This window comes from Roseovarius mucosus DSM 17069, from assembly GCF_000768555.3.
Lineage (GTDB): Bacteria > Pseudomonadota > Alphaproteobacteria > Rhodobacterales > Rhodobacteraceae > Roseovarius > Roseovarius mucosus.
In genome coordinates, this window is sequence record NZ_KN293988.1 from 45,613 (window position 1) to 61,419 (window position 15,807).

At 61.1% G+C, this 15,807-nt stretch carries 14 protein-coding genes; 4 read left to right on the forward strand and 10 right to left on the reverse strand.

The genetic code is table 11. From position 1 onward, the window contains the following. Positions 1-627, reverse strand: coding sequence for an RNA polymerase sigma factor (locus tag ROSMUC_RS16380; protein WP_008282895.1), 627 nt, complete (start codon positions 625-627; stop codon positions 1-3). Between the two features lie 220 nt (positions 628-847). Then, positions 848-1,738, reverse strand: coding sequence for a DMT family transporter (locus ROSMUC_RS16385; protein ID WP_008282896.1), 891 nt, complete (start codon positions 1,736-1,738; stop codon positions 848-850). Positions 1,739-1,993: 255 nt separating this feature from the next. On the opposite strand from ROSMUC_RS16385, the gene ROSMUC_RS16390 reads away from it, so the two are divergent. The 3 genes from ROSMUC_RS16390 (at position 1,994) to ROSMUC_RS16400 (ending at position 5,285) form a co-directional block, all read left to right on the forward strand. Further along, positions 1,994-2,662: an RNA polymerase sigma factor gene (locus tag ROSMUC_RS16390; protein ID WP_008282897.1), complete on the forward strand. Its 669-nt coding sequence runs from the start codon at positions 1,994-1,996 to the stop codon at positions 2,660-2,662. A gap of 242 nt (positions 2,663-2,904) precedes the next feature. Continuing rightward, a complete protein-coding gene (locus tag ROSMUC_RS16395; protein ID WP_099911744.1) occupies positions 2,905-4,245 on the forward strand; it encodes an SAM-dependent methyltransferase in 1,341 nt (446 codons plus the stop codon). A 5-nt stretch (positions 4,246-4,250) separates the two neighbouring features. Next, positions 4,251-5,285 (forward strand): type II glyceraldehyde-3-phosphate dehydrogenase, encoded by a 1,035-nt coding sequence (locus tag ROSMUC_RS16400; RefSeq protein WP_198133620.1) that lies wholly within the window; start codon positions 4,251-4,253, stop codon positions 5,283-5,285. A 45-nt stretch (positions 5,286-5,330) separates the two neighbouring features. On the opposite strand, the gene ROSMUC_RS16405 is transcribed toward ROSMUC_RS16400, so the two are convergent. The 6 genes from ROSMUC_RS16405 to ROSMUC_RS16430 are packed head-to-tail and all read right to left on the reverse strand — an operon-like array spanning position 5,331 to position 13,143. After that, positions 5,331-6,101, reverse strand: coding sequence for an SDR family NAD(P)-dependent oxidoreductase (locus ROSMUC_RS16405; protein ID WP_008282900.1), 771 nt, complete (start codon positions 6,099-6,101; stop codon positions 5,331-5,333). 18 nt (positions 6,102-6,119) lie between these two features. Next, the gene (arcC, locus tag ROSMUC_RS16410) at positions 6,120-7,031 is read right to left on the reverse strand and encodes a carbamate kinase (protein ID WP_008282901.1); all 912 of its coding nucleotides are present in this window, start codon (positions 7,029-7,031) and stop codon (positions 6,120-6,122) included. A 2-nt stretch (positions 7,032-7,033) separates the two neighbouring features. Next, positions 7,034-8,035, reverse strand: coding sequence for an ornithine carbamoyltransferase (gene argF, locus ROSMUC_RS16415; RefSeq protein WP_008282902.1), 1,002 nt, complete (start codon positions 8,033-8,035; stop codon positions 7,034-7,036). A gap of 23 nt (positions 8,036-8,058) precedes the next feature. Beyond that, positions 8,059-9,288, reverse strand: coding sequence for an arginine deiminase (locus tag ROSMUC_RS16420; protein WP_008282903.1), 1,230 nt, complete (start codon positions 9,286-9,288; stop codon positions 8,059-8,061). A gap of 23 nt (positions 9,289-9,311) precedes the next feature. Then, positions 9,312-10,760 (reverse strand): YfcC family protein, encoded by a 1,449-nt coding sequence (locus ROSMUC_RS16425; protein ID WP_037275431.1) that lies wholly within the window; start codon positions 10,758-10,760, stop codon positions 9,312-9,314. Between the two features lie 16 nt (positions 10,761-10,776). Further along, positions 10,777-13,143 (reverse strand): heavy metal translocating P-type ATPase, encoded by a 2,367-nt coding sequence (locus ROSMUC_RS16430; protein ID WP_008282905.1) that lies wholly within the window; start codon positions 13,141-13,143, stop codon positions 10,777-10,779. A gap of 358 nt (positions 13,144-13,501) precedes the next feature. On the opposite strand from ROSMUC_RS16430, the gene ROSMUC_RS16435 reads away from it, so the two are divergent. Continuing rightward, positions 13,502-14,188, forward strand: coding sequence for a DUF6629 family protein (locus ROSMUC_RS16435; RefSeq protein ID WP_037275433.1), 687 nt, complete (start codon positions 13,502-13,504; stop codon positions 14,186-14,188). Positions 14,189-14,234: 46 nt separating this feature from the next. Here ROSMUC_RS16435 and ROSMUC_RS16440 read toward each other — a convergent pair whose 3' ends face one another. Together ROSMUC_RS16440 and lgt are read right to left on the reverse strand one after the other, a co-directional pair. Beyond that, positions 14,235-14,798, reverse strand: coding sequence for an RNA polymerase sigma factor (locus ROSMUC_RS16440; RefSeq protein WP_037275434.1), 564 nt, complete (start codon positions 14,796-14,798; stop codon positions 14,235-14,237). Positions 14,799-14,829: 31 nt separating this feature from the next. Continuing rightward, positions 14,830-15,753 (reverse strand): prolipoprotein diacylglyceryl transferase, encoded by a 924-nt coding sequence (gene lgt / locus ROSMUC_RS16445; RefSeq protein ID WP_037275436.1) that lies wholly within the window; start codon positions 15,751-15,753, stop codon positions 14,830-14,832. Positions 15,754-15,807: the final 54 nt, after the last annotated feature.

Genomic DNA, 15,807 nt, shown 5'->3' on the forward strand with positions numbered 1-15,807 from the left:
TCAGTGTTCCTGTCCCTCTTCTTCGCAATCAGTCTCGTGTTTGTCGTTCTCGCAGCCCTCGGGCGGACAGTAACAATCGTCCCGGTCCTCTTGGCAGCACTTGCCGCAATGCGTTGTAAGCGCCTCGCGCAAAGCAGTGCGTGCCCGGTGTAGCCGGACACCAAGTGCGTTGCGGTTAAGCCGCAGATCGGCTGCCACGCTTTCGCGATCTTCTTCGCCGAAATCGATGCGCCGGATCAGTTCGGCATCCGCCGGGCGCAGTTCGGAAATCAACCCGCCATGGCAGGTGCACAGCCGCGCCATCTGTGAGGGCGCATCGGCAATCCATTCCTCTGGTTCGCGCGCCGCCGCCGCCGCCAGCCGGCTACGCCGGGTCCCTTTGCGGTAGTGATCGTTCAAAGTGGACCGCAGGATTGTGTAGAGCCACGCATCCATTCGTTCGACCTCTCGGAGCTGATCCTTGCGTGACAGCACGCGGATGCAGAAGTCTTGCAGGACATCCTCTGCATCTGCGCGGTTGCCAAGCCGTTTGACCAGAAATCCCATAAACGCTCCGCGCCCGTCCAACAGGGCGCGTTCCGGCGAAGCGTCGGGCACATCGGGCTTGCCACTGTCTTGCGATGCCATGATGTCTCTGCCCTTTCCAAGAGGTTTGCGAAGGTGCGATCAGCGCTGATTCGAGCATTGTCTCTCTAACGTACAATGCGCGCAGTCATTCTAAGAACAATTTGCCCCTCCGCGCGTCACTCTGAATAAGCAACACACATTCGTATCGAAGCAAACAGGCTTTCGACGAAGACAATAGCCAAAACGACCGTTTGAAAACAGGTTAACAGGTTGTTCTGTATTATCGACCTTGAGACCGCCGTGCTCCCTTAAGATTGACGAACACGATCCCCAAAATGACCAGCGCAATACCGGAAAATTGAATCCCGGACAGGCGTTCCCCGAAAAACAAGGCACCAATTGAAAGACCGAAGATTGGAACAAGAAAGCTGAACACAATCGCCCGGTTCAGCTCAACTGCCTCCAGCACGGAAAACCAGAGCCAATACACCAGCGCTGAGCCGAACAGGGCCAGCCCCAAAAGCGATGCCGTGAAGACCGCGTTCCATTGAATGGCGTTTTGATCTTCCAGCGCGAGGGCTGCGAACGCGAGCGGCGCGCTGCCGATGAGCAACTGTAACCCCATTGCAAAAAGCCCGTCCACTTTGCCGGCGATGGACTTGATGGCCACGTTGCTGATGGTCACCCCAACCGCGGCCAAAACGATATAGGCGAAACCGATGGCCGACCCCTCTTGCCCTCCATCAAGCAATTGCGGCAGCGCGATCACGAGGATTCCCATGAATCCGATCGAAAGGCCGACCCAACCGACCTTCGGCAGCCTTTCGCCAAGCCATACAACACCCAGTATTGCGGCCAGCAGCGGCTGCGCGTTTGCGATGACCGTGGCGAGGCCCGGAGACACGAATTCTGCTGCATGAAACATGCCCAGAAATCCCAAACTTGTCGCACCAATCCCGACGATCCCCAAGGTCAACCACGTGCGCCAACCGCGCGGGAATGGTCTGCGCAAAATCATGGCCAACCCCACCAGAGCCGCGCCTGCCAGACCTGCCCGCATCGTCGCAAAGGTCAGGTGCGGCGCGTATTGCAGCCCCGCCGTGATCAGCGGAAAGCACGCCGCCCACAGGAACATGGCCAAAACGATTTTGGTTATGACAGTCGGCGACATCGAGATTTCCTTTCCAAGTCAGAAGTGGCAGGAATTGCAGAAATTTTCCGATGTGCCAACTCAGGGGCGAAGTAAGAAGACGCTGCGGCAGCCGAAACCTTACGCATTCCTGGGCATACGCCCGTTGGCCCGGGTTCCAAAAGACCGCGCCTGTGCATACCCAACAGCAAAACCACCAACAATCAGGTCACCCGAAGCACCCGAAAAAGTGTAACGTTCTCGATGGTTCGGCGTCTTACTTTTCAGAGGTGTATCATGAATCACGACCCGAATGATCGGTTATCCACAGCAGATCAGCCCAACACAGCCGCCAAGGATGCGGACATCGCTGTCCGTCGCTCGCTGGTGGAAGGTCGGCAGCATATCCTGAATTTCCTGCGTCGGCGACTGGGAGATCCGGAGGCAGCCGAGGATGTCCTGCAAACGTTCATGCTGCGCGCCATTGACCGCTCCGAGCAACTTCGCGATGTGCGCGCCGTTCGTGGCTGGCTCGGCCAGATTCTGGCGTCGTCCATCGCCGACTACGGTCGCAAGGTTTCGCGAAGGCGCCAGAGGGAGGTAGTCATGGCCCCAACCGACCTGGACAGCGTCCAAAACGGGTTCGACGAAGAACTCGACGAGGCGATATGCAATTGTCTGTACAAGCTGTTGCCGACGCTCAGACCGGAATATGCCGAAGTAATCTGGCGCGTCGATCTTCAGGAGCAGCCGCGCGATGCTGTCGCCAAAGACCTTGGCATCACCTTGAACAACATCACGGTCCGCCTTCACCGGGGTCGGCAGGCGTTGAAGACAAGGTTGGAACAGATGTGCCTGACCTGCCCGGTTCATGGCTTTCTCGATTGCGATTGCGACGCAGCGGAAAAGGCCCGCGCTCGTTTTCAAGCGATGAAGGACGACGCCGGAGCGAAAACGACGGACTGAGCCCCGATGTGCTGGCCCTCTCTCACCGGCGTGTCTGCAATTCACGGATCGCGTTCTATTGTCCGCCAGCGAGGACACGCCGATCCGTTTTCCAAGGGTTCCGCCTACGCACGCCTGTGCACCGCGGGCACCGTGTCGGCAGGCCGCTGCGCTGTAATGAACCTTGTCATCTTTCGTCTGTTTTATCAGAAAGCGGCGGTTGACGCCGCCTGCCGACAAAAAACAAGACGGAGCAAGCGATCATGTCCAATAGCGAAACCTCTCCCGACGAACGCTTTGAACAAGAAGGTAGCCGGATTGAAACCGGACGTCTCGCACCGGGACGGGCGGCCATGTGGTTGCTCGCCAAATCGCTGCGACGCCTCGTTCAAAACGGACGCCTCACCATCTACGATCCCTGCGGCCAGACGTGGCATTTCGGCCCCGGCGGCGAACCCGCCGTTTCCGTCCGTTTGACCGAAAAGGTGCTGCCTGTGCAACTTCTGGTGAACCCCAGCATTGCACTTGGCGAGGCTTATATGGACGGGACGCTGCGCATTGAAACTGGCAGCCTGCGCGACCTCCTCTCGATCTGCATGACCGACATAGATACTATCGACGCATTGCCTGGCAGACGATTGACCCGCTGGCTGGACGCATTCCTGAGCCGCAGGCTGCATCATAATCCGATCAGCCGGTCTCACGCGAACGTGGCGCATCACTACGACATCTCGACCGAACTCTACGACCTTTTTCTGGATGCGGATCGACAATACTCCTGCGCCTACTTCCCGATCGGGACCGAAACGTTGGACGAGGCCCAGGCCTTCAAGAAAAAGCACATCGCAGCAAAGCTCTTGATGCGACCCGGTCTGGAGGTTCTCGACATCGGCTCGGGCTGGGGCGGGCTGGCGATGGAGCTTGCCCAGCAACACGAGGCGCGCGTGACCGGGCTCAGCCTCTCGACCGAACAGATTGCCGCTGCCCGCGAACGTGCCCAGCAAACCGGCCTGTTTGATCAGGTGGCCTTTGAACGGCGCGATTACCGCGAAGAGCATGGGCTATACGATCGCGTCGTGTCCGTAGGTATGTTCGAGCATGTGGGCCGCAGCGGATTCGATGCGTTTTTTACCACCCTTCAGCGCGTTCTCAGGCCCGATGGCGTCGCACTTTTGCATGCGATCGGCAGGATGGCGCCCAAAGGCGGCAGCGATCCGTGGATCCGCAAATACGTCTTCCCCGGGGGCTATCTGCCCACGCTGTCCGAAACCATCGCGGCAGCAGAGCGTGCGGGAATGTGGGTCACGGATGTCGAGGTCCTGCGGTTGCATTATGCCGAGACTCTGCGCCACTGGTCCGAACGATTTGCCCAGGAACGCGAAACAGCGCGCATGCTTTACGACGAGCGGTTCTGCCGTATGTGGGAATTCTATCTGGCTGTCTGCGAAATGGCGTTCCGGAATGGGCGGTTGATGGTCTTCCAGATCCAGCTTGCCAAGCGCCGTGATGCGGTTCCGCTGACCCGTGACTATATCGCCAAGGTCAAGGCAGGCGAATCCGCCTGGGATATTTCGACCGGCACAGAATTCACGAGAGCGGGATGACTGACATGAGACCTATCAGAGTTGCCGTAAACGGATACGGCGTGATCGGCAAACGTGTGGCAGACGCAGTGGTCGCACAAGAGGACATGGACCTCGTTGGCGTGGCGGATGTCACCTCCGACTGGCGCGCCCGCATGGCGCGCGCGAAGGGTTTCGCGCTTTATGCCGCCGACCCGGATCGCACCCCGGCCATGCGAGAGGCCGGCCTTGACGTGGCCGGAGGGCTCGACGACCTGCTTGCTACCGCAGACATCGTGGTGGACAGCACGCCCAAGAAAGTGGCTGTGCGCAATGTGGAAACCTATCGCGAAAGAGGCATCCGGTTCATCGTTCATGGCGGCGAAAAACACGAGGTGACCGGCCATTCCTTTGTTGCCGAAGCAAACTATGCAAGCGCGATTGGGCGCGATCGCACCCGCGTGGTGTCCTGCAACACGACGTCGATCGTCCGCACCCTCACAGCGCTGAAAGTTGCAGGGCTTCTTGGCTCAGCGCGCGGAACGCTCCTGCGGCGCGCCACCGACCCGTGGGAAAGCCATCTGGGTGGAATCATGAACACGCTTGTGCCCGAACCCGATATTCCCAGCCATCAGGGCCCGGATGCACAAAGCGTCGATCCCGATCTCGACGTGATCACGATGGCCGTGAAGGTGCCGCAGACCCTTGCCCATCTGCATTATTGGTCGGTCAGGATGCCGCGCAAGGCGTCCAAAGACGAGGTACTCGAAGCGTTCCGCGCCTCCTCCCGCATCGCGTTGATCCGGATGGCGGACGGGCTGGGCGCACTTAACGCGGTCAAGGAGATGATGGCCGATTTCGGGCGTCCCAACGACAGCCTCTATGAGGTGGCTCTGTGGGAGGACATGCTCAAGGTCGAGGGCGACGAATTGTACTATGCCTACATGGTCGACAACCAAGCCATCGTGATCCCCGAAACCATCGACGCGATCCGCGCCCTGACGGAAGCCGAGCGAGACGGATCGGCGTCGATTGCGCGTACGAACGCGGCGCTTGGGGTCGGGACATTTACGGCGACCTGACAGCCCCCTAGCAACAGGTTCCAAACCCATAGGGCAGAGACCCGATCAGCCCGCCGACATGCCCCCGTCGATGGGATACTGCGCTCCCGTGATGAAGGCGGACTCGTCGGAGGCGAGGAACAGGACCAGATTGGCGATTTCTATGCTTTCACCATAGCGACCCAGCGGAATCGTGCCGGCAAGCTGTTGCTTCACTTCGTCGCCGTGGCCGGGATTGAACCCTTCCTCCAGCGACCGCATCATCCGCGTGTTGACCGGCGAGGGATGCACCGAGTTGACACGCACGTTGTGGCCTGCGACCTCTATCGCGGCGGCGCGCGTCAAACCGACAACGGCATGTTTCGACGTGATATAGGGCGCGACGTTCGGGCTGCCCTTGAGGCCCGCGATCGACGACATGTTGATCACGCTGCCCGATTGCTGCCCAGTCATCACGGGCAAGACATGCTGCAACCCAAGGAAAGCGCCGCGCACATTAACCGCCATCACGCGGTCAAAATCCTCGATCTTCTGATCGACCAGCGGCGCGACCATGCCTTCGACTCCGGCGTTGTTGAAGAACACGTCGATGCGCCCGAACTTCTCGACGGTCTGCGCGACGTATCTTTTGCAATCTTCGACCGATGAGACGTCGGCGGCGATTGTCAGCAGGTCGTCCGGATTGCCCAGATCCCCCGCAGCATCCGACAGGTCGTCAACGTGGAGGTCCACAAGCGCAACCTTGGCCCCCTCACTCAAGAAAAGCCGGGCGGTTTCCAGACCGATGCCTGCCGCTCCTCCAGTGATCAGGGTGACTTTTTCTGCCAGACGTTTCATCGAATATGCTCCTTGGGTTCAGTTGTTTACGATCATCGTGCCCGCCTTGCCATCTAGCAGGGCAAGCGCATCCTCCAGGCGACCCACGGAGGCGAAACGCGCACGATCGGATACGAAAGTCGCGGCGGCGGCCACCTTCGGCGCCATCGAGCCGTCGGGCAAGTCCAGACGCACTGCGTCCTCCGGCGACACCTGCCAAATAGCCGATTGCGTTTCGGTGCCGAAGTCGCGGAACACGGCCTCGACGTCAGTCAGCAGCAACAGCGCGTCGGCGTTCAGCTTGTGTGCCAGAAGCGCCGTCGCGTGATCCTTGTCGATCACCGCCTCGACCCCGATCAGCGAACCGTCGGCACGCCGGACGACCGGAATGCCACCGCCGCCTGCGCAGATCAGCGTCACGTCCTGCTCGAGCAGCAGTTCCAGCACTTTCAGGTCGGGAATGCCACTCGGCATCGGCGACGGCACCACGCGGCGCCAATGCGCGCCATCCGCAGCAATGCTCCACCCCCGCGCCTGCGCGAGCCGTTCGGCTTCCGCCTTGTCATAGACCGGGCCGATGAACTTGGTGGGTTTGGCGAAGGCCGGGTCTTTGGGATCGACCTCGATCTGGGTCAGCAGGGTCGCGACCGGGCGGTCATGGCCCAGGGCGTTTTCAAGCGCCTGCTCGATCATGTAACCGATCATGCCATCGGTTTCCGCCCCCAGCACATCCAGCGGGAACACTGCATCGGGTTTGTAGGCCGCACCCTGCAATGCAAGCAGGCCGATTTGCGGCCCGTTGCCGTGGGTGACGACCAGCCGGTGTCCGGCCTTGATGATCTGCGCCAGCGCGGTAGCCGCGGTGGCGACGTTCTCGCGCTGCGCCTTGGCGGTCAGCGGCTCGCCACGGCGCAACAATGCATTGCCCCCCAATGCGGCGACAACCAGCACCGCTAGTTGCCCAGCGTGGCGACGAGCACCGCCTTAATCGTGTGCAGCCGGTTCTCGGCCTGATCGAACACGATGGAGGCCGGGCTTTCGAACACCTCTTCGGTGACTTCCATCGCCGTGATGCCGAATTCCTCTTCGATATCGGCGCCGACTTCGGTCTCGGCATTGTGGAAGGCGGGCAGGCAATGCATGAACTTGGCCCTCGGATTGCCGGTTTTGGCCATCACATCGGAATTCACCTGATAGGGCGTCAGCAGCTCGATCCGTTCCGCCCATTTTTCCTTGGGCTCACCCATCGACACCCAGACATCGGTATAGACGAAATCGACGTCTTTCACCGCGGCGTCCACATCCTCGGTGATCGTGATCCGCGCGCCGGTCTGCACGGCGACGTCATCGGCCTCGTCGCGGATCGCCTGGCCCGGCCACAGGCTTTCGGGCGCGCACAGGCGCACATCCATGCCCATCTTCGCCCCGCCGATCAGCAGGCTGTCACCCATGTTGTTGCCCGCATCGCCCATGAAGCAATAGGCGATCTCGCGCAGCGGCTTGTCGGAATGTTCCTGCATGGTCAGGAAATCGGCAAGGATCTGCGTCGGGTGGAATTCGTCCGTCAGCCCGTTATAGACGGGCACGCCAGCGTATTGCGCCAGCGTCTCGACGATAGGGTGACCAAATCCGCGATATTCGATCGCGTCATAGACCCGGCCTAGCACGCGCGCGGTGTCCTTGACGGTTTCCTTCTTGCCCAGATGCGACCCCGAGGGGCCAAGATAGGTCACATGCGCGCCCTGATCGTGGGCCGCCACCTCAAAGCCGACGCGGGTGCGGGTGCTGTCCTTCTCGAAGATCAGGGCGATTTCCTTGCCGGTCAGGCGCGGAACTTCAGTGCCGGCGTATTTCGCCGCCTTCAGGTCGGCGGAGAGTTTCAGCAAGAAGCTGATTTCCTGCGGCGTGAAGTCGCGCAGGGCCAGGAAATGGCGGTTTCTCAGATTGTAGGACATGGGATTTCCTTATCGTCGGTGGTTCAGATTGCGTCGCGGATCGTCGGGCAACTCATGCAGTGGCTGCCGCCCCTGCCCCGGCCGAGTTCGGCACCGGGGATGGCCAGCACCTCGATCCCGGCCTCCTTCAGTGCGGCGTTGGTGTCGTCGTTGCGGTCATAGCCGATGACGACGCCGGGGCGCAGCGCCAGCACGTTGTTGCCATCATTCCACTGTTCGCGCGATTGCTCCGCGGCGTCGGCCCCGCCGGTGGGCACTAGATGCAGTTTCTTGTGGCCCAGAATTTCAGCGGTGATCTCGAATATGTGGCGCGCATCCCGGCGGATATCGAGCGCGGCCTTGCCCTGACCGGGGCGCAGGTCATAGCAGGTGATCGCATCCGCCACCTCCTTGAAAGTGGTCACCACATCGCCCCCGCAATGGGTGAAAACGGTGTCCAGATGCATCGCCGCGCGCGAACTGGGCATCTGGCAGGCGATCACCCGCGTCACGTCGCCACCCTCGAACAGCGCCTCGGCCAGTTGGCCCACCGCCTGCGGGGTCGATCGTTCGCCCATGCCGACCATGACGACACCGTGCCCGATTGGCATGATGTCGCCGCCTTCCAGCGTGGCCGTCCCGAATTCCCGCGTCGGATCGCCGAACCAGACCCGCACTCGATCCGCGAATGTCGGATAAAACCGGTAGACTGCTGCCATCAGCAGCGTTTCGGGCCGCCGTGCCGCGAAATGCATCGGGTTCAGGCTCACGCCGCCATAAACCCAGGCTGAATTGTCGCGGGTAAAGATGAAATTTGGCAGCGGCGGCAGCACGAAACCGTGGGGGCCAAGGTAGCTGCCGAACATGCCGGAGGGCGTGAAAGGCAGATCGTCCACCCGGATGCCGCCGACCAGCAAACGGGCCAGTTCCGTGCCGGGCAGACCCTCCATCCAGGCACGCAAGTCGTCCCGCATCCCCACGCCGACGTCATTGCGGGTGATGCGGTGGTCGAGAACCCAGGCGCGCGCGTCGGAAATGTCCAGCGTCTCGCCCAGCAGCGCCATCGCATCCAACACCTCGACCCCTTCGCCGCGCATGACATCGGCAAAGACGGCGTGATCCTTGATCGCCTGTTTGACCCAGAACACATCGTCGAACAGCAGGTTTTCGCGGTTGTCCGGTGTCAGACGGCGATGCGCCAGGCCGGGTGGCGATACGATCACCTGCCGCAATGTACCGGCTTCGGAATGAACGCCCAATTTTGGTTCAGACATCTGGAATGCCTCCTTCTTTCTAATCAGAGAATGGCGGCCAGGCTGATCCCGGCCGAGATGAAGACGACGAGGATCAGCAGCAGGGGCCAGACGAAGACGACCCAGCGGTCGAACGACACGCGCCCGATGGCCAGACCGCCGATCACAACCGCAGAGGTGGGCGTGATCAGATTCACGAGCCCGCTCGCCGATTGATAGGCCGTCACCACGAGGTCACGGCCGACCCCCGCGAAATCCCCCAACGGGGCAAGGATCGGCATCGACAGGACGGCCAGGCCGGACGACGACGGCACGAGAAAGCTCATCCCGATCTCGATCCAAAGCATCAGGTTGATGAACGCGACTTCCGGCAGGCCGCCGAGGGTATCGGCGGCACTATTCAGGATCGTGTCGGCAATCAGGCCCTGCTCCATGATCACCACGATGCCGCGCGCCAGACCGATCACCAGCGCAACTCCCAGAAGATCCTTCGCTCCGTCGACAAAGGACGACGTTAGCTTCTTCTCCCCCATGCGGGCGACCAGCCCGACGACGATGGCCATGCCGAAGAACAGCGCGCCCATCCGAGCCATCCACCATCCCTGGCTCGAGACACCCCAAATCATTACCGCAAAGGTCGTAAAAAACAGGATCAGGACCAGCTTCTGAGTTCCGCTCAGCTTCGGCTCCTCGAACGTTGCATCCGTCTCGTTCAGAAAAAACTGCCGGTCGCTGTCGCGTTGCGCAGCGACGACGGACCGGGCCGGGTCGGCCTTAACCTTCGAGGCATAGCGCATGACGTAGGCCACGCAGATCGCGAGGCCGCCCAACAGAAGGACCAGCCGCAGCGCAATACCATCCGTGAACGGGATGCCTGCCGCGTTAGACGCGATCACCGTGGCGAAGGGGTTGATTGTCGATCCCAGCGTGCCGATCCCGGCACCGATCAGGATGATCGCCACGCCGGTCACGGAATCGTAGCCCGCCGCGATCACCACCGGGATCAGAAGCGCGTAAAAGGCCAGCGTTTCCTCGGCCATGCCATAGGTCGTGCCGCCCAGGGCAAAGAGCGACATCAGGATCGGGATCATCCAGATCTCGCGCCCCTTCAGCCGCACCATCGCCGTCTGGATGCCGGTGTCGATGGCATTCGTGGCATTCACCACGCCCAGAAAGCCGCCCAAAAGCAGTACGAACAGCGCCACGTCGATGGCATTTGCGGCATAGCTGTCGGGATCATAAAACCCCGCCACCGGTGCCAGCATGACGTCGATGACCCCCTGTGGATTGGGCTCGACCGTTTGATACGTACCCGGCACGGCGATCTCGCGCCCGACCTCTTCGTTCATGGCGCGGTCATATTGGCCCGCAGGGATAATCCAGGTCAGCGCCGCGACAACGATGATCAGGCCGAACAGGATGGAATACGCGGTGGGAAACCGCGCCGCCATGCCCTTCCCGTCCGGTGTCTTGGTCGATGATGTGTCAGACATCTCAAGTCCCCCTTATTCAATGTGATTTCTGCGAGTGTCCGGCGTGAAGCGGCACCTGGCCTGCCTGCGCATCGCCCTGACCGCCGCCGCTGGCGGACCCACTCTTGCCCGCACCAATACCTTCCAGCCGCGTTCGTTTCAGCAGCAGCGCGTTGACCGCCACCAGCGCGGAGCTGCCCGACATGGCAAGTGCTGCCACGGCGGGGCTGATGATCAACGGATAAAACACCCCTGCCGCCATCGGAAAGGCGACCACGTTGTAAGCCACGGCCCAGAACAGGTTCTGGTGCATCTTGCGCAAGGTGGCGCGCGACAACTCGATGGCCCCCACGACATCGTAGGGATCGCTTTTCATCAGCACGACATCGGCGCTTTCCATCGCCACGTCGGTGCCCGCACCGATGGCAAATCCGACATCGGCCTGGGTCAACGCGGGTGCGTCGTTGACACCGTCACCGACCATGCCGACCTTCTTACCCTGGGCCTGAAGCTCTTTGACCTTCTCGGCCTTTTGGCCCGGAAGAACATCTGCCAGCACAATGTCGATGCCCAGCTCGCCCGCGATCCGCCTTGCGGTACCTTCGTTGTCGCCGGTCAGCATCGCCACCTCGACGCCGCGTGCGCGCAGCTTGGCCACGGTGGCCTTGGCGCTCGGACGCGGCGCATCAGCGATGGCGATCAGGCCCAGCATCCGTCCGCCCTGCGCCACATGCACAACCGTGCGGCCCTCGCCCTTCAGGCGCTCGGCCTCCGCCGTCAGGGTGCCGACGTCGATACCCTCCTCGTCCATCAGGCGCCGATTGCCGACCAGCACGGTCTTGCCTGCGACTTCGGCGCGCGCGCCGCGGCCTTCGAGGTTGAGAAACTCGGCCATCTGCGGGACGTCGAGGTCCGCCGCGCGTTCGACAATGGCGAGCGCCAGCGGGTGGTCCGAGCCGCGATCGACGGCCGCCGCAGCCCGCAGCGCGTCATCCTCCGCGCCGCCTTCGGCGGCAACGACCTCGACCACGCGCGGTTCGCCCATGGTCAACGTGCCGGTCTTGTCGAAGACGATCACGTCAAGCTTGGTCGCGTCTTCCAGCGCACCGGCATTCTTGAACAGGATACCGTGCTGCGCCCCTAACCCTGTGCCCACCATCACCGCCATCGGCGTAGCAAGCCCAAGCGCGTCCGGGCAGGCGATGACGAAGACGGTGATCGTCAGCGTCAGCGCGAACAAAAGCGGAGAGCCGATCCACCAGAACCAGACCGCGAAGGTTGCAAGTCCGATCACGACGGCGATCAGCACCAGCCATTGTGAGGCTTTGTCGGCCAGAAGCTGGGCGGGTGCCTTGGAGTTCTGCGCCTCCTGCACCAGCTTGACGATCTGCGCCAGCGCGGTGTCGGCCCCGACCTTGGTGGCGCGGTACCGGAAACTGCCGCTCTTGTTGATGGTGGCGCCGATCACGGTGTCGCCGACGGCCTTGTTGACCGGCATGGATTCGCCTGTCAGCATGGATTCGTCGACCAGCGACGCGCCTTCGACAACCTCGCCATCCACCGGGATCTTGTTGCCGGGCCGGATCAGCACGATCTCGCCCTCAAGTACTTCGGAGGTAGGCACCTCAACGTCTTGCCCATCGCGGATAACGGTCGCCATCGGCGGTGCAAGATCGAGCAGTGCGCGGATTGCAGCGGACGCCCCGGCCCGCGCGCGCATCTCCAGCCAGTGACCCAACAGGATGAACACCAGCAGCACCGCCACCGCCTCGTAGAATTGCACGCCCGGAAAGAAGAAGGTAGACCCGACGCTGAACACATAACCGGTGCCAACCGACAGCACGACCAGGACCGCCATGTTCAGGATGCCGTTGCGCAGGGCGCGCCAGGCGGCGACGAAGAACGGCCAGCTTGGCCAGATAATCGCGGCACTACCCAGGAAGAACAGCCACAGATCCAGTTCCAGCCCGAAGGGCGGCGCGGGTGGCGTGAACAGGCCACCCATCGGCGAATAAGTGAAGATCGGGATGGTGAACAGCAGCGCCACCCAGAAGCGGTTGCGCATGTCGCGGACCATGCTGGCCATGTCCATACCACCGCCGTGGCCCATCTCGTGCGCCATCGCGTCGTGGCCAGCCGGGGCCTCCGCGCCAGACATTTGATGGTCGGCGTGGCAGACATGGTTCGGAACCCGCTCCCCGGCGCAGTGGAATCCGCAGGCCTCAACCGTGTTGCGCAGCTCTTCCTCGCCCACTGCCGTCTCATCGTAGTGGACTGTCACGCTTGCCGATGCCGGGTTCGCTTCGGCGCTGTGCACGCCGCCGAGAGCTGACAAATGGCGTTCGACCGCGAGATGATCGAGTTCCTCGAACAGCCCGCGGACCTCAAGGGTCAATTTTTTCAATGTTGGCTCCTGTCGATTTTCCTTGCGATCGAGAACGACCGTTTAGGTAAATAGACGTTGCCGGTCTCCAAACCTTACAGTTCCATCCGAAAGGCATTGATTTGCATGAAAGCCACTGGCGATTCCTCAACTCGGCAATTCGAATACTTTGCCGACGGGGCGCGCCAAGTCTCCGCAGAGGCCTCGTGCTCAGGGAGGTAATCGCGACTGAGCTGCGCCCGCGACCGTCCCATCGCAATGGGTGGTCAGCGGCGCCGAGAGGACTCCCGTAATGAGCCGGTTGCTTTTCAACGCCCAGTTTGTGCCTTAGGTTTGCACTTTGGGCCGTCCCAAAAAAATATGTCGGAGAAAGAATTCCATGTGCTTGTCCGCGCAAGTCAGCTTTGCCGCCAGCGTTTTTCTTGTTGGCGGCGGCACGGCCATTTCAATTGTGGCGTGGCGGCGAAACAAACGGTATCTTCCGCTTGCCCTGATGCCGCTTTTTGCCGGACTGCAACAGTTTACCGAGGGTTTTGTCTGGGTCGGCATGAACGGAAACGATCCCCTGACGGTCTTATGGGGAGCTATGGGGTTCATTTTTTTCACCTGGTTCATGTGGCCGATCTGGGTGCCATACTCGGTCTACGTTCTGGAACCGGACGACAGCCCTCGGAAGCGGTTGTTCCGCCTCATGGCGTTGATCGGACTGGCCTTCGGTCTATTGCTTTACATCCCGCACGGGCTGAACAGCAGCATGGTCGTGGTCGAGATCAACAACCAGTCGCTGGCCTATGAAAAATCAATGTGGCTTGATTACATGATGCCACGCTGGCTGACCAATACGATCTATGTGACCCTTATCACCCTGCCGCCAGCGCTGTCGCATTACAAACATATGCGCCATTTCGCCCTGACGCTGGTGGCGGTGATCGTGATCGATATCGCCTTTCTCCAGTTTGCCTACATTTCGTTTTTCTGCCTGCTGGCGGGGCTCGCAACGCTGCATCTGGTGTACATCATTTTGACCAACAAATGCGCCCGTGAATGCCCTGAATTGTTCGCCTGATTCCGTCGCCTAGCTTTGCTTGTCGCAGTAGGGGATCGCTTCGGCGCTAGACTGGGCAGTAGCAATCATCGGGATCCTCCAGGCAGCAGGCTCCACAATGGTATTGGATCGCCTCGCGCAGAGCAGCGCGCGCCCTGTGCAGCCGAACGCCAAGGGCATTGCGGTTCAACCCCATATCGGCGGCCACGATTTTCCGATCCTCTTCACCGAAATCGATCCGCCGGATCAATTTGGCATCAACGGTACGAAGCTCGGTAAGCAGCCTGCTCGGACAAGTGCACAGCCGCGCCATCTGCACCGGCGCATCGGCAACCAACTGATGTGGGTCTCGTGCGACAGCTACGGCCAAGCGGCTGCGCCGAGTGGCTTTGCGAAAATGATCGTTCATGGTGGACCGGAGGATCGCGTATAGCCATGCATCCATGCGTTCCACGTCGCGAAGCTGATCCTTGCGAGTCAGCACCCGAATGCAGAACTCTTGGAAAACATCCTCGGCATCCGCGCGGTTGCCGACCCGTTTCGCGAGGAAGCCGAGAAACGCTTTTCGCCCTTCGACCAGTGCGTTCTCGGTCGCTGTTCCACTATATTGTTCTTCCACATTGCTGTTCATTCGAGTTCCTCCTTTTATTGGCTCCACTTAATCACACGACGGTATTTGGCCTCTGGTCGGCCGCGCTTCCGAAGTGACTGAAGGAGTAAAAAATCAGAGCCAGTCCTGTCACGATCATCGGCGCGGAAAGCACTTGACCCATCGTCAGCCCCCATTCGCCGAAATGAAGCGCGTGACCGATCGGATTCTCGGCGGTCACGAACTGCATGTCCGGCTGCCGGAACAGTTCCACGAAGCTTCTGGCAAGGCCGTACCCAGTAAGGAAAACCCCGGTCAGAGCACCGGGGGCCTTCAGCCAGCCGCGCCGCCAGGCGAGATAGAGCAGGAGTGTTCCGAGCAGCAGCCCTTCCAGAAGCGCCTCGTATAGCTGCGAAGGGTGTCGGGCGCAGAGCCCGGTGATGCCGTCACAGACTTGCGCCGCCTCGCCCGGAAAGATTATCGCCCAAGGAACGTCCGTAGGCCGCCCCCAAAGCTCGTTGTTGGTGAAATTCGCCAGCCGTCCCAGAAACAGCCCCGGCGGAGTTGCCAGCGCAAGCAGGTCTGCGGTGCTGAGCAGGGATCTTTTCTGACGAAGACAGAATATCAGCGCCGCAATCCCTACACCCGCAAAACCGCCGTGGAACGACATGCCGCCCTGCCACACCTTGAGGATTTCCAGCGGGTTGGCCAGGTAATAGCCGGGCTGATAAAACAGCACGAAACCCAGGCGCCCACCCACGATCACGCCCAGTATGATCCATGTCAGAAGGTTCTCGATCTGCTCGCGATCAAGTGGCGGACCGGCCGGGGGCCAGAGTGCCGGGCGATTGACTGCGGCCAGACAGATGCGCCATCCGATGAGGATGCCGACGATATAGGCCAGCGCGTACCAACGCAGCGCGAATGTGAAACTGCCGATTTCGATCGAGAACAGATCGGTTCCGATGTCCGGAAATGGTATCGCTGCGGTCAACATTGAGGGAGTCCCTGTTCTTTGCTTTGGAACCGAAAACCGAAATGCCCCTGGCGC